This is a genomic window from Nonomuraea sp. NPDC049750, assembly GCF_040659625.1.
In the GTDB taxonomy this organism is placed as follows: domain Bacteria; phylum Actinomycetota; class Actinomycetes; order Streptosporangiales; family Streptosporangiaceae; genus Nonomuraea.
Window position 1 is genome coordinate 364,215 of sequence record NZ_JBFANB010000007.1, and the last position, 20,066, is coordinate 384,280.

The following is a 20,066-nucleotide window of genomic DNA, read 5'->3' on the forward strand; positions in this document are numbered from 1 at the left end:
TTCTGCCCCATTACGCAGGGTGTTGGCTGGAAGTGTTCGACGGTCGGTGCCGCCAATCATGCGATGGCCGGCCTCCTGCTTCGACCGGTCCGGAAGACCGATCCCGCGCAGACATCGACGCACCGCCACAGGGAGTTCGGTCATGGGCATCATCGCTTGGATCATCCTCGGACTGGTCGCCGGACTGCTGGCCAGAATGCTGGTCCCCGGCAAAGACCAGCAAGGCTTGATCATCACCCTCGTACTCGGCGTCGCCGGCGCGCTGCTCGGCGGTTTCGTGGCCACCAAGGTGTTCCACGTCTCGGGCATCCAGGGATTCTTCAACCTGTCCACCTGGGTCTGCGCCATCGTCGGCGCGGCAGTCCTGCTGCTCGTCTACAACCTGATCACCGGCCGGCGCACTGGCCGTCGTTCGGGCCGCTGGGCCAGCCGACGATGACCCCGCCCAGCACGCCTCTCACCTCTCCCCCGTGCTCACACGCCTGCCGCAGCGGGGGTGACTGCCCAAGCGCGCAGGCCGAGGATGTCCACAGGGTGGCCGGGCCACGAGCCCGCAGGGCCTGGTAAGGCGATCTCAGCGAGACAGCGGCCGGGTGCAATGCAGCACAATCCAAGCATGGATCTTGCCGCCCTGGCCGCCGTCATCGGCCCGCCGCCCCCTGCCGCCTTTCCCGTCGACTGGCCCGGCGTTGAACAGTGGCTCGGTCTCCGGCTTCCCGACGACTACAAAGAGTTCGCCGAGAGGTACGGACCTGTGCTGGTCGGGGAGTGGATCTGGGTCGTGGTGCCCCATGACTCCTACCGCGGCGGCGCTTTCCGACAATACGACCAGCGGCAAGGGCTGCAACGCGCCATCCGTGCCGGCGACCCGCCGGCTCACCCATACGCCTTTCATCCCGAACCGGGCGGGCTCCTGGTCTGGGGTGAGTCGCGCGGAGGCGAGTACCACTTCTGGGACACCTCGGTCTCCGCCGACCCGAACGACTGGCCGACCAGGATCTTCACCCAGCATGGGCCGAATGAGACGTGGCGGCTGGTGGACGCACCCATGACGGAGGTGCTCGCCGCACGGGTGAGCGGCAGTCCGGATCTGGGAGAGGCCCTGCCCGCGGTGTCGCCTCCGTACGCCTGGGACTTCGCCCCGCTCGTGCTGAAGGACGCGCCTGAGCGGGCCTCCTTCCCGGGCACGCCGCTCGCGCTCGAGGTCGCCGGGCAGGCGGCGAGGGTCGAGGCGGTCACGGGCATGCCCGAGGACTATGCCGCGCTTGTCGGCGAGTACGGCGGTGGGAGGCTGGCCGGCGTACTGCGACTGCTTGCTCCGGGGGCGCCGAAGGGCTTCGACCTGGATGCGGAGGAGGCCGTGGTGAGCGAGCGGTTGCGCTCGCGGCGGGCCGCGGGCGAGCGGGTGGTCCCGTCACCGATCGCGCCCGAGCCGGGCGGGTTGCGGTTGTGGGGGGTGTTCGACGGAGGTGAGACGTGCTGGTGGCTTCCCGTCAGCGGTGAGTCGGACGAGTGGCCAGTGGTGCTGCTGGATGCCGACGGGCTGGGGTGGCAGCGGCTGCCGTACGGCGCGTCGGGGTTCCTCGACCGGTGGCTGGACGGGCGGCTGGACCTGCCCGTGCTGTCGCTGTCGGCGGTGCCGCGTCCGCGCGTGCTGTTCCCGCCGGGCGTCGACCCCGCACCTCCCGCCACGCCCGCAGAAGAGGGGCCGCGAGACGCGCTGGCGCAGTTGGCGACGATCATCGGCGAGCCGCGGACCGGTGGCCACACCTATGACTGGCCGCGGATCGAGCAGTCGCTCGGCGTACGGCTTCCGAGCGACTACAAGCGGTTGTTCGCGGCGTACGGGACGATCGGGATCAACGGCATCATGATCGGGCAGCCGGAGGACCTCCAGCCGCAGCACGAAGAGCAGGTCGAATATCTCGACTGGGACGAAGACGAGGCGATGCCCGTACATCCCGCGCCGGGAGGGCTGCTGTGGTGCGCGAACACCGAAGGCCGCGACTGCATCTGGTGGGACACCGGCGATCCGGACCCCGACCGGTGGACGATGGTCTGGGACGTCGAATTCGACCGGCACACCTTCCCCGGCACCCTCACGGAGCTAGTGATCGCCGACCTGACGAGCAGGCTGGCCGCATCGCTCACCGGCCTGAATCCGTCAGCTGACGGGCCCATGATGTGGTTCTGAGGGGCGAGAACGGATCGGTCGTCGAGTGTTCCACTATGACGGCTGATCGACCGACATACCAGCCATCCGGGCCTCGGTTTCCGCCGTGGATGATGATCGCCGTTCCACCGGTGGTCGCCTGTGCAGCAGGAGTGCGGTCAGGCCGCCCGCGACCAAGCCCCAGAACGCCGCGCCGATGCCCAGGATCGTCATCCCCGATGCTGTGACCACGAAAGTGACCACCGCCGCCTCCCGCCCCTCCGGCTCGGTCACCGCGCCCGCCAGCGACGAGCCGAGCGCCGGTAGCAACGCGAGTCCGGCCACCGCGATGACCAGTACGGGTGGGGACAGCAGCACCAGAGCCATGGCCAGGCCGGCGCCGAGGCCGAGCGTCAGCTGCCCGGCGCCGAGGGCCACCGTCGCGATCCACCGGCGACCGGGGTCAGGGTGGGTGTCCGGGCCGGCGGTCAGTGCCGCGGTGATCGCGGCCAGGTTGACGGCGTGACCGCCGAACGGTGCCGCCGCCGCGCTCGCCAGACCGGTCGCGACGAGGACCGGGCGCAGGGGCGGCTTGTACCCGTATGTCGCCATGACCGCCATACCGGGGACATTCTGCGCGGCCATGGTGACGAGAAACAGCGGGATGGCGATGCTCACCACTACGGACAGGTTCAGCGTCGGGGCGGTCAGCTCGACCACGGGCCGCAGCGACGCGCCGGACAGGCCGTTGCCGGGCCCGTGCACCGCGATGGCGATGACCGCCACGACGAGCGCGCCCGGAACGGCCCATTGCCGCAGGTACCGCAGTAACACCGCCCAGGTCAGGACGACGGGCACGGCCAGCAGCGGGATGTCGACGATGGCGCGGACCGGCGCGGTGCACAGGCTGAGGATGACGCCCGCCAGCATGGCACCGGCGATCGGACGCGGGATGGCGCCGATCGCCCGGGCCAGCCAGGGCGACAGGCCGGCGAGGACGATGAGCCCGGCGCAGACGATGAACGCGCCGACCGCGGCCGGGAAGCCGCCGGGCACGGGACCGGTCGCCACCAGCAGCGCCGCGCCAGGGGTGGACCAGGCGATGCTGATCGGCATGCGGTACCGCAGCCCGAGGACGACCGCCACCGCCCCGATGCCGCAGCACAGAGCGAGCAGCCCGGACGCGGCCTGCCCCGGCGTCGCCCCAACGGCACGCAGTCCGGCGAGCACGACGGTGAACGAACTGGCGTAGCCCACCACCGCACTGACCAGCCCCGCCATGACGGCCTGCACCCGCACGCCCACCACCCGCTCCATCGTTCCGTTTACGGAACGAACCATAGCCACGCGGCCAGAGCGGGACAAGTCCGGCGGCGGACTGCGAGGATTGCCGGGTGGACGACCGTGACACGGAAATCGGGAGCCGGTTGCGGCGACTGCGGGAGGCCCGCGGCATCTCCCTGTCGGCGCTGGCCCGCAGCGCCGGCATCGGCAAGGCCACCCTGTCCGGCCTGGAACTGGGCACCCGCAACCCGACGCTGGAGACGCTCTACGCGGTGGCCGGAGCCTTGGGCCTACCGTTGACGGCCCTGGTTCTGGAGCCCGGCGCACCGCCCGCGGAGGCCGTCCATGTGCCCGGCGCCGCCGTAACGGCCACGCTGCTGGAGGTCTTCGAGGAGCCGACCGCGACGTTCGAGTTGCTGCGCATGCGCGTCCGCCCCGGCGTCGTACAGCACTCGCCACCCCACGCCCCCGGCGTGACCGAACACATAACGGTCTACGCGGGCGTGCTGCGCGCCGGCCCGGCCGACGTCCCCCTGCTGGCCGCCCCGGGTGAGCACATCTCCTGGCAGGCCGACGTCCCACACATCTATTGCGCTGTCGGCCCAGACGAAGTCCTGGCCACCCTACTGATCCGCTCCCCCCGGCAGACCCCGTGACACGGCGGCGGCGAACCGGCCGGGAGGCCGCTGTCGGCTTCTACTGCTCGTCCTGGGGCAGGTGCGTCTTGGCGTCGTCGTAGGAGGCATCGGCGGCGGTCTGAGCAGGCCGATAGACCAGATACAACACCCCCGTCGCGAACGTCTCGGACCTGATCAGCTCCAGCGGGACCGTGGTGTCTCCCTCGTCGAACAGCCGCTCGCCCTTACGGACCGCGATCGGATGCACCAGCAGGTGCAGCTCGTCCAGCAGCCCCGCCTGCAGCAGCTGCCGGACCACCGACACCGAGCCGCTCACCGCGATCCGGCCACCCTCCTCGCTCTTCAGCGCCGTCACGGCCTCCACCAGATCGCCCTGAAGCAGCTCGGAGTTGCGCCAGGTGAACTCCAACGGCTGGCGCGACACCACGATCTTCCGCGCCTCGCCCAGCGTCTTGGCGAAGCCGGCGTCTTCGCCGCCCTCCGCCTCCCGCTCCGGCCACGCCCCGGCGAAGCTGTCATAGGTCTTGCGGCCCAGCAGCAGCGTGTCAGCCATCTGGCCGCCCACAGCCGCACCCATCTCGTCGTTGAAGTACGGAAAATGCCACTCCGCCGGCTCCTCAACAACGCCGTCGAGAGAGATGAAAAGACTCGCGGCGATCGTCCTCATGATGTTCCTCCTGGTAAGGACCGGTTTTCGATGTGCCTGTAGCCTCGCAGAGCCGACTTACGACTCTCTTAAGGTCTTCCTCCCGCCTGAGAAACCCTGTCCAGGAGGTGGTTCGTTGCCCGGATAGGTTGCCGACCAATCGGGAGTCTCCGTATGGAAGTCACCGGCATCATCTCCGGCCTCATCATCGGCATCGTCATCGGCGCGCTGGGACGGCTCGTCATCCCCGGACGCCAGCGCATCCCCATGTGGCTGACCATCGTGATCGGCGTCGTCGCGGCGCTCGTCGGCACCGCCTTCGCCGCCGCGCTCGGCGTGGCCGACACCCGCGGCATCGACTGGATCGAGCTCGGCATCCAGGTCGCCCTGGCCGCGCTGGGCGTCTCGCTGACGGTCGGCCTGTACGGCAAACGCGGAAAATAGGGAAGCTGGAGCGTCCCGGCCACGGGTTGTGCCCGTGGCCGTTCGCTTGCCAGGGAACCCAGGGAACCGCCGTCTAGGTCACCCCAAGCGTGGTGAGTTGCTAAATTCCCTACGCAATGAGGCATATGTTGCCTATGGGGGAGGTTGGATGCGCAGGTGGACTGCTCCATCCGTGATCGGCTGGACGCTCGCGTCGGTCGTCGTTCCGGGCGTCGCGCACTTTCTGGCGGGCCGTAAGCGTACCGGCATGATCATGATGGGCACCTTCGGCGTGCTGCTGATCGGTGCCGTGATCGCGCTGATCAACCGTAACGCGCTGGCCGGCCTGTTGCTCGATCCGACCTGGCTGGCCGTGATCACTGGCCTGTGCGTGGTCGGCGGGCTGGCCTGGGCCGGGGTGGTGATCAGCTCGTACATCGTGCTGCGACCCGCCAGGCTCGGCAAGTGGGGACAACTCGGTACGGCCACGGTCGCGGGCGTGCTGTCGGTGACCGTGGCGCTGCCTTTCGGGCTGGCCGCCACGACCGCTCGTACCTCTGACGACGCGATCGGCAGCGTCTTCAAGTCCTCACCGTCCAAGCCGATCGATCACAAGGATCCGTGGCGGGGACGCGATCGGCTCAACATCGCGCTGCTGGGCGGGGACGGCGCCGCCTCCCGCAAGGGCGTGAGCATCCGTACCGACAGCATCAACGTGGTCAGCATCGATGTCCACACCGGCAACTCCGTGGTCCTGGCACTGCCGCGCGAGTTGGAGAACGCGCCGTTCCCGCCGGGCTCCGCGCTGGCCAGGCGGTTCCCCCCGCCGAAGAACTTCTCGTTGCCGCCGGGCCAGGGCCGCGGTTCGGCCGACCTGCTCAACGGGGTCTGGGCGTACGCCGACATGCACCCCGAGGTCGTCGGCCGCTCCGCCGACCGCGCCCCGGAGGCCGTCAAGGGCACGCTCGGCCAGATCCTGGGCCTCAAGATCGACTACTACATGCTCGTCAACATGTGGGGCGTGGCACACCTGATCGACGCCCTCGGCGGCGTCACCATCAACGTCGAGCGGGACGTCTGCTACGGCGTGGGCCGCTCCGACGGCGGCGTGGTCAAGGCCGGCACCCGTACCCTCGACGGCAACGAGGCCCTGTGGTACGGCAGGGCCCGCGACCATCCGGGCAGCACCTGCGCCGGCGCCGACAACCACACCCGCATGCTCCGCCAGCAGTGCGTGATGAGCGCCATGCTCAAGCAGCTCAACCCGGGCAACGTGCTGTTGAAGTTCAACGCGTTGGCCAAGGCCGCCAAGCAGACCTTCCTCACCGACATCCCGCGCGATCTGCTGCAGGACCTGGTGCCGCTCGCTCAGCAGGTCAAGGGCGCCAAGGTGGCCAAGGTGAACTTCGTACCACCCAGGTACAACCCGGCCTATCCCGACTACCCGCGCATCCGCCGGGCGGTGAAGATCGCCATCGCCCGCGCCGGCAAGGTAGCCGCCCCCTCACCGACCAGTTCGCCCACCACCACGCGGTCACCACGCCAGCCCGCCCAGCAGCTGGACACGCTGGACTCGTCATGCGTGCCCGCCAAGGCGAAAACCTAGCGGCGCGACTCCTTTGTTAGCGAGATGCAAGCGGCGGGACAGAAGTAAGGGGAAAATTGTGGCGATTGGTACTTTTCGCACATCCCCTACCGCCACTGGCGAGAGGATGCCCAAAACGACGGGTTAGGTCATGGCCACACGACGAGAACGTCTGCGTTACCGGTTCGACAACAGCATGTCGAAGGGCACACCCGCCCTCATCGGCTGGCTCGCCCTCGTCACCGTCGTGATGGTCGTGATCTTCGCGGGCCTGTCCATAATCTTCGCCGACGACGACGTCCACGACAGCTGGTACCAAGCCCTCTGGGGCAGCCTCATGCGCGCCATGGACCCGGGCACGGTCGCGGGCGACAACGAGGGCAGCACGATGTTCACGATCCTCGGGTTCGCCATCACCATCGGCGGCCTGCTGATCGTCTCCAGCCTCGTCGGCGTGCTCACCACCGGCCTGGACAACAAGCTGACCGAGCTGCGCAAGGGCCGCTCCCGCATCGTCGAGTCCGGCCACACGGTGCTGGTCGGCTGGTCGGATCAGGTTTTCACGATCATCCCCGAGCTGGTCGAGGCCAACGCCAGCGAAGCCAAGTCCTGCATCGCCATCCTCGGCGACGGCGACAAGCTGGAGATGGAGGAGGAACTGCGCACGCGCGTCGGCGACACCGGCAAGACCCGCGTCGTCGTACGCAGTGGCAGCACCATAGAACCGACCGATCTCGACATGCTCAGCCTGGACACCGCCCGATCCGTCATCGTCCTCTCCCCGGCGGGTGAGGATCCGGACGCGCATGTCGTCAAGACGCTCCTCGGCTTGACCAACCGCAACTGGCGCCGCCGCCGCCCGCCGATCATCGCCTCGGTGACCGACTCCGGCAACCGCGTCGCGGCCGAACTGGCCGCCAACGGGCACGCGCAGGTGGTCGACGCCGACGACATCGCTTCCCGGCTCATCGTGCAGACCTGCCGCCAGTCGGGCCTGTCGGTGGTGGTCACCGATCTGCTGGACTTCGGCGGCGACGAGATCTACATGCGTACGGAGCCGAAGCTGACCGGTTTCCCGTACGGGGAGGCGCTGTTCGCGTACGAGACCGCCTCGCTGATCGGGATCCGGCGCGGCGACGGCTCGGTGGTCCTGAACCCGCCCATGGACACCCAGGTCATGGAGGGCGACCAGATGATCGTGATCGCCGAGGACGACTCCACCGTCCGGCTCGTCCGCAGCTTCCCGCCCGTCGTCCAGCAGGCGATCACCCTTCCCGTCCGCGAGGCCGCACCCCCGGAAAGCACGCTGATGCTCGGCTGGAACAGCCGCGCCCCGAAAATCGTCGCCGAGCTCGACCAGTACGTGGCCCCCGGCTCGATCCTGAACGTGGCCGCCGCCGTCGACGAATCCGAGTTCGCGTTCGAGCTCACCAACCTGGCCCTGAACGTCAAGGAGTGCGACACCACTGACCGGATCACGCTGGAGTCGCTGGAGCCGGGCATGTTCGACCACATCATCGTGCTGGCCGACGACCGGCTGGAGTCGCAGTACGCGGATTCACGCACGCTGGTGACGCTGCTGCACCTGCGCGACCTGGCCTCCCGTACCGGGCAGCGCTTCCCGATCGTCAGCGAGATGAACGACGACCGCAACCGCCGCCTGGCCCAGGTGACCAAGGCCGACGACTTCGTGGTCGGCACCAAGCTGATCAGCCTGCTGATGACCCAGCTGTCGGAGAATCCGCACCTGGGCGCGGTGTTCCGCTATCTCTTCGACGCCGACGGCTCGGAGATCTATCTCAAGCCCGCGACCGACTACGTCCACCCCGGGATGACGGTCAGCTTCGCCACCGTCATCGCCGCCGCCCGGGCCCGCGGCGAGACCGCCATCGGCTACCGGCTGGCGGTCGAGTCCTCCGCCCCGCCCAACTTCGGCGTGGTGCTCAACCCCGGCAAATCCGACCCGGTCACGCTCGGCCCCCGCGACCTGGTCATCGTCCTCGCCGAAGACTGACCTGCTGGGAAACAACCCGACGGCCGAGGCGCTGCATGGGGCCTTCGATGAAGCGGTGGCTGAGCCAGCCGGCCGGCATGAGCAGGCTCAGGAAGACCACGCTGATCCCGATCTGCAGCGGCAGCGGCGACCAGCGCATCTCACCGGCCAACTCCATGACGATCAGCAGCAGCGGCAGGTGGACCAGGTAGAGGGAGTAACTGATCGTGCCGAGCCAGGTGAGCACGGCGGGGAGGGGGCGAGCACGCAAGGCCATGCCACCGGCGAAGGTGAGGGCGGCGAGCAGGACGGTCAGCCCCCACACGTCCGGCCGCACCCACCACCAGCCGGCGTTGAGCGCCCAGAGCGGCGTCGCGGCCACGACCATCGCGGTGACGATCACGGGCCAGAGCGGTGCCTGCCCGCGTTCCCAGCGACGGATCGCCGTACCGGCGAACATCACCGCCAGGATCGCCAGCCCGAACCAGGGGACACGGCTGCTCAGCAGCACCAACGCCAGCGCCATCAAACCCAAAGCGCAGGCCGCGACCGTACGCCCGCGCCCGGAGATAACGCAGCCCAGCCCCACCACGAAGAGGCCGGACGACACCCAGGCCAGCCAGCCGCCCGACAGCGGCGGCCCGGTCAGGACCAGCCCAGCGACGGCGGCGATCAGCGCTAACGCGGCCGGAAGCAGGTTCCGTCCGTCGCGTACGCCGGTCACGAACAGGGCCGCGGCCAGCAGATAGAACACCATCTCGTACGACAGCGTCCACATCGTGTTCAGCACACCGGCCACACCCACCGTGTCCAGCAGCATCGTCAGGTGCGCGGCCACCGAGGACAGGTCCCTGGGCACCTCCGGCCGTACCGGGATCCACCAGGCCAGAGCGAGGACCAGGGCGATGACCGCCAGGTAGAGCGGATAGAGGCGGAAGAACCGGCCGATCCAGAAGGCCCGCACGTCGCCGTGCCGTTCCAGCGAGGACGGGATGATGTAGCCGCTGACCAGGAAGAACACCAGCACGCCGTAGACGCCGAGGTTGAAGGAGGTAGGCCGCAGCCACGGCATCGCCCAGGTCGTCAGATGCTCCCCCACCACGGCCAGCGCGCCGATGCCGCGCAACGCGTCCAGCCAGGCGAACCGGGACGGAACCTGTCGCACGTCAGCACGAGCGGCTTGAGGGAGAGCGGGGAGCATATGGCCCAACGTATCGGAATCGTGATCCTTCGGACGCCGAGTCTGGCCCGCCAGTCAGCGGGGCTGCCATGGGAGGACGATCTTGCGTATCGAATTCGCCAAGGCGGGGGAAACACTATCCCTCCACGTGCCTTTACATCCCTTTCTGTCGTGTTTGTCGGGTTGATGAGGGAAGCAACTGGGGTGCGGCCTCGAACAAGGGAGCCAGGCCCCACGACACCGCCGCGGCACACGGAAGTCAGAGCTCAAGGGGGATTTCGATGACCTATCACCAAGCACGCCATGTGACCGGCTGGGTCGGCTGGATCTGGTTCGGCGGGATGATGATGGTCCTGGCCGGGCTGTTCAACATCATCACCGGTCTCGCCGCCGTCTTCGCCAACCGGGTATACGTGCAGACGCCCGCCCGGCTCCTGCTTTTCGACGTCACCGGCTGGGGCTGGCTCCATCTCCTCTTCGGCGTGCTCGTGCTGGCCACAGGCATCGCCGTCACCCTGGGCCAGGATTGGGCCAGAGTGGTCGGCATCGTTCTGGTGATGCTGAACGCCCTCACGCAACTGACCTGGATCGCCGTGAACCCCTGGTGGTCACTCGCCGTCATCGCGGTCGACGTGCTCGTGCTGTACGCGCTCATCGTCCACGGCCGCGAAGCCAAGCTCGATTAGCCACCCGTTAGGGGAGAGGGCCGAGGGTGAGGTGTCGGCCGTCAACCTGGGATTCGATCGTGCCGGTCATGGCATTGGGCTGGATCAGTACGTTGTCCGCCTTGAGGTATCCGCTGTGCCGTCCGGACACCGCCAGGTCGGCGCTGTAGCGGGAGGTCGTCCCGTAGAGGCCGGGCTTTCCGTGGTCGCTGCGCTCGACGCCATTGATCACGAATCCCGGCTCGTCGGAGTAATTGGTGTAGGTCACCTCCAGCAGATACTCGAATCGCGGTATCGGCGAGGGCCGGCGCGTGATGTCGATGCTCCCGGAGATCTTCCCGGCGTGGTGGGTCACCTGGCGAGGGTCGGGCGGCACATAGCCGGCGATCGGTGACGCCCAGGACGGGGACGGCGTCGAGCGGATGGGGCCGCGCCCAGCGGGCGGACGTTCCGGGAGGTGGGCCACGACGACCCTGGTCTGTGTGCCGCGCACCTGTTGCTGCCAGAACAGCACGGCCGTGCCGTCGGGCTTCCACCTGAAGTTGGGTTTGGCGTCCCAGCCTGCGGCGATGGCGCCGGGGGCGAGCGGCTGTCCACGGGTGTCATGTTCGTCGACGAGCCACGGTTCGGCGATCTGCGGGTTGCGGGTGGTGAACACCGCGAACGGCAGCGCGGGGACGCCCTCTTCGATGAACGGCGGCCGGCGGATCTGCGAGAAGGTTTCGAGCAGCCCAGTGGTACGGGCGCTGCCGACGGTCATCCATCGCCGGCCTTTGTAGGAGTACGGCGAGATGTCGACGTCCTCGTCCCAGTCCAACGCCGAGGTCACCCGGCTCTCGCGCCCGGAGCGCAGGTCGACCTTGACGACGTCTGGATTGCCCGCCTCGTACGCGTTGAGGAATCGCGCGAACGTCACCGCCTGCCCGTCGGGCGTGAAGCCCTTCAGTTCGCCGTCCGTCGCGACGACCCGGGCGTCCTCCACATGGTAGGCGTCGCCGCGACGAGCCAGCCTGCCGACAACACCGACCCCCGTGGGCCGTCCTGACGCCGTACGGCGGATCTGGGTGAGCGCCACGTGCCGGCCATCCGGCGCCAGCCGGAACTCCCGCTGGTCCTGCTCGACGTTCGGATCCCCGGCGGCCGGCGGCACGATCGGCACGACCGTTGCCCGGCGGCAGTCGATCACCGATGGGGCGCATTCCACCACCCCGTGATCCGCCGGCGCGTCAGGCGTTTGGGCACCGATGCGGACCAGCACCCGTCGGCCGTCGGGGAACGCGATCGGCTTGAGCAGGTCGAGGCCGTGCCATGCCTGGCAGGTCAGGCAGCGTAGCCGGGTGCCGTTCTCGGTGAAGGACACGAGTTGGGTGCCCTGGAAGCCGGTGGACGTCGCCGACGCGACGATGCGCGAGCCGTCCGCGGTGTAGCCGGGGAAGCGGACACTGGTGATCGAGGCGGGCAACGAAGCGACCGTCGACACGACCTTCTCCGGTTTGGGAGCAGGTACGAGAAGGAGAGCCCCAAGGCCGAGCGCGATGAGCTTATGCGTGGGCATCGTGGCACTCCTTCCGGTCCCCGGAGCAGGCCGTCCCGATCTTGACCGAGACGGAGCGCCATCCCTTTGTCGCGTCCGGGCCGAAGTCGGTCTGCTGGACGGTGTGGCTCGGGCCGAGATCGATCGAGAACGCCAGGCGTCCGTGCCGATCGGCCTTGACCACCAGGGTCCGGTCTCCGATCTTGATCGGGTACCTGCTGCCCTTCCGGTGATTCGGCGGCGTCACCACGTCGAGACGGCCGCTGCCGGTGGCGGTGAGGGCATCGCGGCGTACGGCCAGGTAGCTGAATTCGCGGACCTTGCGATGGGCCGCGAACGTCCATCCCCAGGCTGTGAATGACGCACGAGCATTGGAGACCTGGAAGGGCGACGGCGTGCTCATGCGTGGCCGCAGCAGCGGTTCGAGCCACGAGACGAAGTCCCGCAGGTCCCGCTGCCAGTACGGCGGGGAGTGCGAGCCCGGCAGGAAACGTGCGTTCACGTCCTTGATGCCAGACTTCTCCAGCGCCGCGAGGAAATGCTGCGCCATCTGATGGGCCCCGGCCTCGACGAGCAGGCGCGTCTGCCATTGCTGACGCTGGGCCGGATCATCCGGCGGCTTCGGCGAGTCGTAGGGCCCGGGAGTGCCAGTGCCGGAACGTACGAAAAGGTGTGTTCCCCGCAGATTGCCGGCGAGGTCGGTGGGATTGTTGTCGCGCCACACGACCTGCTGCTCGTCGGGATTGCCCCGGACGCAGTTCTGCTGCCGCCCCGCGCCGACCGTGTTGTCCAGCGAGCCGGAGAACGATCCCGCGTAGCCGAACGTCCCGGGGAACGCCGCGGCGTACTTGATCGCACCGCCGCCGCCCATCGAGATGCCGGCGATGGCACGACCCGCGGCGTTCGCCTGAGTGGGGAGGGTCCGGTCGATGAACGGGACCAGCTCGCGAACGTGATAACTCTCCCAGGCCGGCACCGGGCCGGAAGTCCCCTGGGTGAGGCCGAACCAGTCGGTGTAGCCGCCGTTGCGGTTCTTGCCGTCCGGGCCCTGATCGGAGCCGTCCGGCATGACCACGATGATCGGCAGGTCGCCTATGACGGAGCGGATCTGGTCCCGCTCGGTCCAGTTCTTGCGGTTGCCGCCCGCGCCGTGCAGCAGGTAGAGGGTCGGATAGCTGGTACGTCCCGTGGCGTCGAACCGCTCGGGGAGCAGCACGTCGACGCGCTGCTCACCCCGCATCGCCCGGGAACGCAGCGTATAGGTGACCAGGCGCCCGTCAGCCGACCGGCCGACCTGGCTGACGCCCGGCCGGATGGGGGTGTCGCGTACGACGCAGACCGGCCAAGAGGGTCCAGCGGGTGCGGCGAGGCCCGTACCGAGGAGCACGGCGGCCATTGCTAGAGGAATCATGAAACGCCATGGTCGTCCAGGATTCCGCCGTTCCCTGGATGTTTTCCTGACGGTTCCCTGACGATCACTACGGGGTTGGGAAGCCCGTCGTTAGCATGCGGATGGCGACGGCATGGCCTGGAGGGGATCGGATCCATGGGCACCACGCGCTATGCAGCAGGCGACGCGAGGGACACGGCGGGCGCTCGGGTGCTGGTGGTCGACGATGACCCGCACATCGCCGAACTGCTCGTCACCACCCTGCGCCTCGCGGGCTTCCAGGTCGCCTCGGCCGGCAGCGGAGCCCAGGCCCTTGAGGCGGCGACCGCGTTCCGGCCGGCGGTCGCCATTCTCGACGTGATGCTGCCCGACATCGACGGCTTCGATGTCATTCGCCGCCTGCGACGCGGCGGCCACACCTTCGCGGTGCTGTTCCTGACCGCTCGTGACGGTGCGGAGAACAAGATCGAAGGGCTCAATCTCGGGGGTGATGACTACATCACCAAGCCGTTCAGCATCGGGGAGGTCCTGGCGAGACTGCACGCGGTGCTCCGGCGGGCGCAGGGTGCGGACGAGCGGGCCGTGCTGCGCTACGCCGATCTCGAGATGGACCAGGACGCCCACCGGGTACGGCGCGGCGAACGCCTGGTCGAGCTCTCGCCCACCGAGTACCGGATGCTGCACTACCTGCTGGTCAACGCCGGCCGTGTGGTGTCCAAGGCGCAGATCCTGGATCAGGTCTGGCAGTACGACTTCGGGGGTGATGCCGGGGTGGTCGAGAAGTTCGTCTCCAACCTCCGCCGCAAGATCGACGTCGGGGAGCCGCGGTTGCTGCACACGGTCCGCGGTTTCGGCTACACGCTGAGGCTGCCGCCGGACGACGCCAGGTGAATCTGATCCCGCGTACAGTGCGCGGCCGGCTGCTGGCCGGCATCACGCTGCTGGTGTCGCTCGGGCTCCTCGGGTCGGCTCTCGCCGCGTACGTCATGCTGAGCTCGTTCTTCGAATCCCGAGCCGAGCGGCAGCTGACCGCCATCACCGCGCGCGTGGACCAGAGCCTGTCCCGCCAACGAGACCTCCTGAGCGTCGAGCGGGCGCTGCGCCAGCTCGACGGAGACCGCATCGAGGCGGTGTTCGTGGACACCAGCGGGAACGCCGTCGTACAGCGGAGCAAGGGCGCTTTCGCCCGCGTGCTGGACGCCGCGACGATCGCCCGGCTGCGCGGCTCCCCTGGGAAGATCATGAGGCTTGAAGCCGCAGGAAATCCCTACCGCGCCCGCTACCACCGCCTGAACGCGACAGTCGGCACCGAAGGCGTCATTGTCGCCCTCTCCCTGCACAACGATGAGGACACCCTTGACCGGCTCGCCCTCAGCGAGGCGATCGTGACCTCGGTCGCCCTGCTCGCCCTGGTCGGCCTGGCCCTCGCCGTACTGCACGTGGGACTCAGACCGCTGCAGACCATGGCGGCCACCGCGACCGCCATCGCCCAAGGCGACCGGACCCGGCGCATCCCCGCCGGCGTCCCGCACACCGAAACCGGCCGGCTCGCGACCGCACTCAACCGCGCGTTCGATGAGCAACACCAGGCCGAGGAACGGCTGCGCCGTTTCGTCGCGGACGTCTCCCACGAACTGCGTACGCCCCTCACGACCATCAACGGCTGGGCCGAGCTGTACTTCCACAACGATCTGCCGGCGACGACCGTGACGACCGCGATGAGCCGGATCGCCGAGGAAGCCGCAGGCATGCGCAACCTGGTGGAAGAACTGCTCCTCCTGGCCCGCCTCGACCAGCAACGGCCCCTGGAGACGGCGCCCCTCCGCCTGGTGGAGCTGGTCGAGGCCATCGTCGACGACGCCCGGCTGATCGACCCCGATCGCCCCATCACCCTGTCGGCGCCGTCCGACGATCCGCTGGTCATCACCGGCGACGCCGAGCGGCTGCGCCGGCTCGTCCGCAACCTCCTCGGCAACGCGCTCCAGCACACTCCGCCCGGTACGGCGGTCCGCGTCACGCTGTTCACGCTGCCAAAGAACAGCGCTGTGCGACTCGTGGTGGCCGACGATGGCGCAGGCATCGACCCCGGCCTGCGCCCTCACCTCTTCGAGCGGTTCTCTCAGGGCGATCCGGTACGCCGCCAGGGCAGCGGACTCGGCCTCTCCATCGCCCGCGCGATAGCCGAGGCACACCAGGGAACCATCGAGCTACGCAGCCCGGCCCAGAGCACGGGCTGCGAGTTCGTCGTGACCCTCCCCTCGATGAAAGGCTAGGCGGCGCCGGTGGCGAAGACAGGCACGCGAATGTCGGTCATGATCTTCCTTTACGGTTGCCCGAAGCCTGCCGCTCGTACGCAACGACCCGGGTGCTGAGCATGCTCAATCGGAGGTTGTTGACCAGCGTGAAGGCGACCAGGCAGCCGGCGACGAGCCCGATCGTGCCGTAGCCGGGGCGGTCATGAGTCAGCGAGCCCACGGTGGCGAGCCCGCCGATGACGACGACGATCCAGCCAAGCCGCAGCCCGGCCGCGATGCCCTCAGTGCCTCCGTGCCGCACCAGCTGCCCGCACCGGAGAAACTGGATGCCGAGCAGCGTAGGTATCCCGGCGAGGAAGCAGCCGATGACCATCACAGTGGCGATCGATCCGCCGCTGCTGCCGTTGTCGTGCGGGATCCGATAGGCGAAGACCAGGATCGCGACGGCCGCGAGGAACCACAGCACGCTGTAGGCCATAACGAGCACGGCGACGCTGCGGAAGTTGCGCCGTATCGCGGGATCCGCCATCGCCGGTGAGCGCCGGAAATCTGTTGACGTCCAGTTCGCGATCACATGACGGACCAGCAGGCCCGCCGGCACTCCGGCGAAAACGAGTCCGACGACGAACAGCGGAAGTCCCGCCCGTACGTCACCGTCCACGAGGTTGCCCAGCCCGATCGCGAGCGTCAGCACACCCGCGGCGACGACGAAACGCAGAAGCCGGAGACTCACGCGACCCTCCAGTCACCCTCGAAAGCCCCTATAACCGGCTGTCCGGTCATCCTCGGGTCCTGGCCACCTCGGCCGCCACGGCGCGGAACGCGACGATGGCCTCTTCCTGGTCAACAGCGCTTCCCGCGATGGACGACTTGACGATGACGACGCCCTGCTCGGGTGAGACGTAGATGTACTGGCCGCCGAGCCCGACCGCCATGAAATCTCCGCCGTCGCCGCCGAGCCACCAGTGCAGGCCATAGTTCGGGTTGACCGAGGACGGTTTGGTGGACGCCTTCACCCAGGAGGCCGGTACGACCTGGTGGCCCTTCGCCTTGCCGCCGTGCAGGTAGAGCAGGCCGAAGCGGGCGAAGTCGCGGTCGGTGGCGTAGTAGCAGCAGTAGCCCAGGCTGTCGCCGTGCGAGTCGTTGCCGACGGTCGCCGTGGACTCCATGCCGGCGGGCTGCCAGATCTTGCGCTCGACGTAGTCGTAGTACGGCATTCCTGTGGTTTTGGTGACGAGCCGGGCCAGGACGAAGGAGTTCATGCTGGTGTACTCGAACCGGCTGCCCGGCTCCCAGCCGCGCTTCTGGAGGGCGGCCATCTTGCTGATCGAGTAGCCCTTGTTGGCCGCGGCCATCAGGCGTGGCGCGTCGGTGGCCTCGTCCCAGTCGATGCCGGATGACATCTGCAGCAGCTCGCGAATGGACACCCCGGCGTAGCCGGAGTCCTTCAGCTCGGGCAGATATTTGTCCACGGAGTCGTCGATCGATCCGATGTGCTTCTCTTTGAGCGCGATGCCGACGGCGGTCGCGGTGAACGACTTGGCCATCGACCAGGACTGGAAGCGGGTGTCACGGTTCGCGCCGGTGTAGCGCTCCGCGACGACGTCCTGGCCGTCCAGGGCGAGGAAGCCGTTGGTTTTCGTACGGGTGAGGAAGTCGTCCAAGGTGTGCTCTTCGCCCTGGTAGGTGTAGGTCACCGAGAGTTCTCTGAGGGCGGTACGCAGCTTGACCGGGTGCGTCGATGGCTGCATGACGTCAGTGGTCTCGGCCAAGGCCGCTGACGGCATGAACAGCGTGACCGCAGCCGCGACCGCGACCGCGTAATGGGTGATGCGCATGTCATCTCCTCCGAAGGGTTAGTTCGGAGGGATGGTGGCGTGCTTTTCTGGCATTTCTCTGGCAAGAAGCTATTCCAGCCAGGACCGCCCGGATCGCGGAGCTTCCCGCTCGGTCACCGGCAGCCGTACCTCGGCCCGCGTACCCGGACCGTCAAGGGAGGCGCCCAGCCAGGCGGTGCCGCCGTGCAGGGCCGCCTGCTGCCGTACCAACGTGAGACCGAGCCCCGAGCCCGGGCTGCCGGGGCGACGGTGGAAGCGGGCGAACACCGCCTCGCGGCACTCGGGCTCGATCCCCGGCCCCGTGTCCTGGACGGCGAGGACGATCTCATCCCCACGCTCCAGGGTGATCGTGATCGAGGTGCGGCCGGACGCGTCCGTACCGTGCACGGCGGCATTGTCGAGGAGGTTGTCGGCGACCAGGCGCAAGCCCTCCGCCCAGCCGCGTACCCGGACGGCGTCCGGCACGCGCGCGGTGATCGTGGCGTGCGGGTGGCGGCGCCGGGCGTCCTCGATCGCGTCGTTGACGATGCCGGCCAGGTCGGTCTCGGCGAAGGCGGAGGCGTCGAGCAGCTCGCCGCGCGCGAGCCGGCGCAGCATGGTGATGAGCCGCTGGAGGCGGCCGTGTTCGGCGGCCAGGTCGGCGACGGTCTCGGCGCGATCCGCCGCATCCAGCCCGGGGTGGTCCAGCAGGGTGAGGTTGGTGCCCATGCTGGTGAGCGGAGTGCGCAGCTCATGCGCGGCGGTGGCGGCGAACGCGCGCGCGGTCTCCAGAGCCTCGCCGGTACGGGCCACGGCCGCGTCACGCCGGTCGAGGAGGTCGTTCAGGAGGTGGGCCAGCTCATCGATCTCGGTGACGCCGGCCGTGGTCGCCAGTCGCGTACCGGAAGAGGAGGGCGCGTCGATCGCACGTGCCTGCCCGCCCAGCCTCGACAGCGGCCGCACCGCGAACCTGCCGAGTACGAGCCCCGCGACCACGCCCACACCGACCGCGACCAACGTGACCGAGCCCAGCCGGTTACGCAGGGCGGCGATCTGGCCGGTGAGGCGCTCATCCGGCTCGAACAGGATCAGCCGCGCCCTCCCCCGCGGCCCCAGCTCGGCGGCGACGAATCGCCACTGCCGATCCCCCTCGACGTAGTCGCCGGGACCGGCACCGGCCGGGAGCGTGCCGGGCACGTCCCCGATGACCAGCGGTTTCTCGTCATCCACCACCACCGTCGCCCCGCCCGGGCCGGTGGCCGCGGCCAGCAGCCGCCGCTGCAGGAAGTCGGGCGGCACGGCACGCAGCACATCGGTTCGCCAGGCGTACGTCCTCGCCATCGGGGCCAGTGTCCGCAACCGCGCCGCGAGCTGATCATCCCGCTGGGTGCGCAAATCCTGTGAGACGAGCATCAGCACGACCAGCCCGGCCAGCGCCACCAGCAGCGGGACGGCAACGGCCAGGCAGAGCGCGAAGCGCGTGGACAGCTTCATGGCTCTCTCTCGCGGTTTCATGGCTTTATGGCTCGCGCAGCACGAACCCGACGCCGCGTACGGTGTGCAGCATGCGCGGCTCGCCGCCCGCCTCCAGCTTGCGCCGCAAGTAGCCGACGAACGTGTCCACCGCGTTGTCGCTCACCTCGAAGTCGTAGCCCCAGACCCGCTCCAGCAGCACGGCACGGGTCAGCACGATCCCGGCGTTCCGCGCCAGCACCTCCAGCAGGTCGAACTCGCGCCGCGTCATCTCGACCGCTTGGCCGCGCAAGGTAACCCCACGGGCATCCGGCTCGATGACCAGCGGCCCGATGCGTACCGTCGTGCCGGTGGCGGCGCGCCCGGCACGGCGGAGCAGTGCGCGCAGGCGCAACACCAGCTCGCCCAGGTCGAACGGCTTGATCACGTAATCGTCGGCACCCGCCGCCAGCCCGGCCTTGCGGTCGGCCACCTCGTCCATCGCCGACAACATCAGCACCGGCACCTGCGACCCGGCCTCCCGTAATCGACCGCACACCTCGATGCCCGACATTCCCGGCATGGACACGTCCAGGACAATGGCATCGGGCTGCCCGACCGCCCGCTCCAACGCCTGCCGCCCTGACTCGGCGGTGTCCACGACGAACCCCTCCAGCCGCAACCCGCGACGCAGCGACCGCAGGATGGCGTGATCGTCGTCCACAACCAGGATCCGGTACGTGGTCACCCGCCGCAGACTACAGATGTTGCCCCGCCGGGTCGTCCCGGCGGGGTGGGGTGGTTAGAAGTACGGGGTCCAGCCGGGGCCCATCTCGATGGCACTCGAGAAGTTGTTGCTGCCCTTGCCGTTCCAGAGGTAGAGGGTGCCGGTGCCTTCGCGGACGGAAGCGATGTCGGTGTTTCCGTCCTTGTTGACGTCGCCCAGCGTCATCAAGGGAGCAATCGTCAATACTTGTGGATCAAGATCTTTTAAGCGGCGATGGGCGACTCCTCCTCGGAGGGCGCTTCGTCCGGCCGCTCGACGAGCTTGC

19 protein-coding genes are annotated in these 20,066 nt (G+C 68.7%); 9 read left to right on the top strand and 10 right to left on the bottom strand.

What is annotated here, in order from left to right; all coding sequences use genetic code 11:
* The first annotated feature begins 142 nt into the window (after window positions 1-142).
* Window positions 143-439, top strand: a complete 297-nt coding sequence (locus tag AB0J16_RS22035) for a GlsB/YeaQ/YmgE family stress response membrane protein (RefSeq protein ID WP_358542211.1) — start codon at window positions 143-145, stop codon at window positions 437-439.
* 177 nt (window positions 440-616) lie between these two features.
* A complete protein-coding gene (locus AB0J16_RS22040) occupies window positions 617-2,194 on the top strand; it encodes an SMI1/KNR4 family protein (protein WP_358542214.1) in 1,578 nt (525 codons plus the stop codon).
* 33 nt (window positions 2,195-2,227) lie between these two features.
* On the opposite strand, the gene AB0J16_RS22045 is transcribed toward AB0J16_RS22040, so the two are convergent.
* A complete protein-coding gene (locus tag AB0J16_RS22045; protein WP_358542215.1) occupies window positions 2,228-3,457 on the bottom strand; it encodes a benzoate/H(+) symporter BenE family transporter in 1,230 nt (409 codons plus the stop codon).
* A gap of 89 nt (window positions 3,458-3,546) precedes the next feature.
* On the opposite strand from AB0J16_RS22045, the gene AB0J16_RS22050 reads away from it, so the two are divergent.
* Entirely contained in the window at window positions 3,547-4,092 is a 546-nt protein-coding gene (locus tag AB0J16_RS22050) for an XRE family transcriptional regulator (RefSeq protein WP_358542217.1), read from the top strand.
* Between the two features lie 40 nt (window positions 4,093-4,132).
* Here the strand turns inward: AB0J16_RS22050 and AB0J16_RS22055 are convergent, their stop codons facing one another.
* On the bottom strand, window positions 4,133-4,741 hold the full coding sequence (locus AB0J16_RS22055; RefSeq protein WP_358542219.1) for a dihydrofolate reductase family protein: 609 nt from the start codon (window positions 4,739-4,741) through the stop codon (window positions 4,133-4,135).
* A 153-nt stretch (window positions 4,742-4,894) separates the two neighbouring features.
* Here AB0J16_RS22055 and AB0J16_RS22060 point away from each other — a divergent pair, with 153 nt between their 5' ends.
* The 3 genes from AB0J16_RS22060 (at window position 4,895) to AB0J16_RS22070 (ending at window position 8,742) form a co-directional block, all read left to right on the top strand.
* Window positions 4,895-5,164, top strand: a complete 270-nt coding sequence (locus tag AB0J16_RS22060) for a GlsB/YeaQ/YmgE family stress response membrane protein (RefSeq protein WP_358542222.1) — start codon at window positions 4,895-4,897, stop codon at window positions 5,162-5,164.
* 148 nt (window positions 5,165-5,312) lie between these two features.
* Complete coding sequence (locus tag AB0J16_RS22065) at window positions 5,313-6,749, top strand: LCP family protein (RefSeq protein ID WP_358542225.1); 1,437 nt, start codon at window positions 5,313-5,315, stop codon at window positions 6,747-6,749.
* Between the two features lie 130 nt (window positions 6,750-6,879).
* Complete coding sequence (locus AB0J16_RS22070) at window positions 6,880-8,742, top strand: potassium transporter TrkA (RefSeq protein ID WP_358542228.1); 1,863 nt, start codon at window positions 6,880-6,882, stop codon at window positions 8,740-8,742.
* Here AB0J16_RS22070 and AB0J16_RS22075 read toward each other — a convergent pair.
* A complete protein-coding gene (locus tag AB0J16_RS22075; protein WP_358542231.1) occupies window positions 8,720-9,886 on the bottom strand; it encodes an acyltransferase in 1,167 nt (388 codons plus the stop codon). The genes AB0J16_RS22070 and AB0J16_RS22075 overlap by 23 nt on opposite strands.
* Before the next feature lie 296 nt (window positions 9,887-10,182).
* Here AB0J16_RS22075 and AB0J16_RS22080 point away from each other — a divergent pair, with 296 nt between their 5' ends.
* Window positions 10,183-10,587, top strand: coding sequence for a hypothetical protein (locus AB0J16_RS22080; RefSeq protein WP_358178744.1), 405 nt, complete (start codon window positions 10,183-10,185; stop codon window positions 10,585-10,587).
* A 7-nt stretch (window positions 10,588-10,594) separates the two neighbouring features.
* On the opposite strand, the gene AB0J16_RS22085 is transcribed toward AB0J16_RS22080, so the two are convergent.
* Window positions 10,595-12,121, bottom strand: a complete 1,527-nt coding sequence (locus AB0J16_RS22085; RefSeq protein ID WP_358542234.1) for a hypothetical protein — start codon at window positions 12,119-12,121, stop codon at window positions 10,595-10,597.
* Window positions 12,108-13,511: an alpha/beta hydrolase family protein gene (locus AB0J16_RS22090; protein ID WP_358542237.1), complete on the bottom strand. Its 1,404-nt coding sequence runs from the start codon at window positions 13,509-13,511 to the stop codon at window positions 12,108-12,110. The genes AB0J16_RS22085 and AB0J16_RS22090 overlap by 14 nt, the downstream gene beginning before the upstream one ends.
* Before the next feature lie 135 nt (window positions 13,512-13,646).
* Between AB0J16_RS22090 and AB0J16_RS22095 the strand changes: the two genes are divergently transcribed.
* Together AB0J16_RS22095 and AB0J16_RS22100 are read left to right on the top strand one after the other, a co-directional pair.
* A complete protein-coding gene (locus AB0J16_RS22095; RefSeq protein ID WP_358542240.1) occupies window positions 13,647-14,381 on the top strand; it encodes a response regulator transcription factor in 735 nt (244 codons plus the stop codon).
* On the top strand, window positions 14,378-15,763 hold the full coding sequence (locus AB0J16_RS22100; RefSeq protein ID WP_358542243.1) for a HAMP domain-containing sensor histidine kinase: 1,386 nt from the start codon (window positions 14,378-14,380) through the stop codon (window positions 15,761-15,763). The genes AB0J16_RS22095 and AB0J16_RS22100 overlap by 4 nt, the downstream gene beginning before the upstream one ends.
* A 37-nt stretch (window positions 15,764-15,800) precedes the next feature.
* On the opposite strand, the gene AB0J16_RS22105 is transcribed toward AB0J16_RS22100, so the two are convergent.
* The 5 genes from AB0J16_RS22105 to AB0J16_RS22125 form a co-directional block, all read right to left on the bottom strand.
* Window positions 15,801-16,478, bottom strand: coding sequence for a hypothetical protein (locus AB0J16_RS22105; protein ID WP_358542246.1), 678 nt, complete (start codon window positions 16,476-16,478; stop codon window positions 15,801-15,803).
* A 46-nt stretch (window positions 16,479-16,524) separates the two neighbouring features.
* The gene (locus tag AB0J16_RS22110; RefSeq protein ID WP_358542248.1) at window positions 16,525-17,583 is read right to left on the bottom strand and encodes a serine hydrolase; all 1,059 of its coding nucleotides are present in this window, start codon (window positions 17,581-17,583) and stop codon (window positions 16,525-16,527) included.
* A gap of 69 nt (window positions 17,584-17,652) precedes the next feature.
* The gene (locus tag AB0J16_RS22115) at window positions 17,653-19,056 is read right to left on the bottom strand and encodes a HAMP domain-containing sensor histidine kinase (RefSeq protein ID WP_358542251.1); all 1,404 of its coding nucleotides are present in this window, start codon (window positions 19,054-19,056) and stop codon (window positions 17,653-17,655) included.
* A 25-nt stretch (window positions 19,057-19,081) separates the two neighbouring features.
* A complete protein-coding gene (locus AB0J16_RS22120) occupies window positions 19,082-19,762 on the bottom strand; it encodes a response regulator transcription factor (RefSeq protein WP_358542253.1) in 681 nt (226 codons plus the stop codon).
* A 54-nt stretch (window positions 19,763-19,816) separates the two neighbouring features.
* A partial coding sequence (locus AB0J16_RS22125; protein ID WP_358542255.1) for a VCBS repeat-containing protein occupies window positions 19,817-20,066 on the bottom strand: 250 nt, incomplete at its 5' end.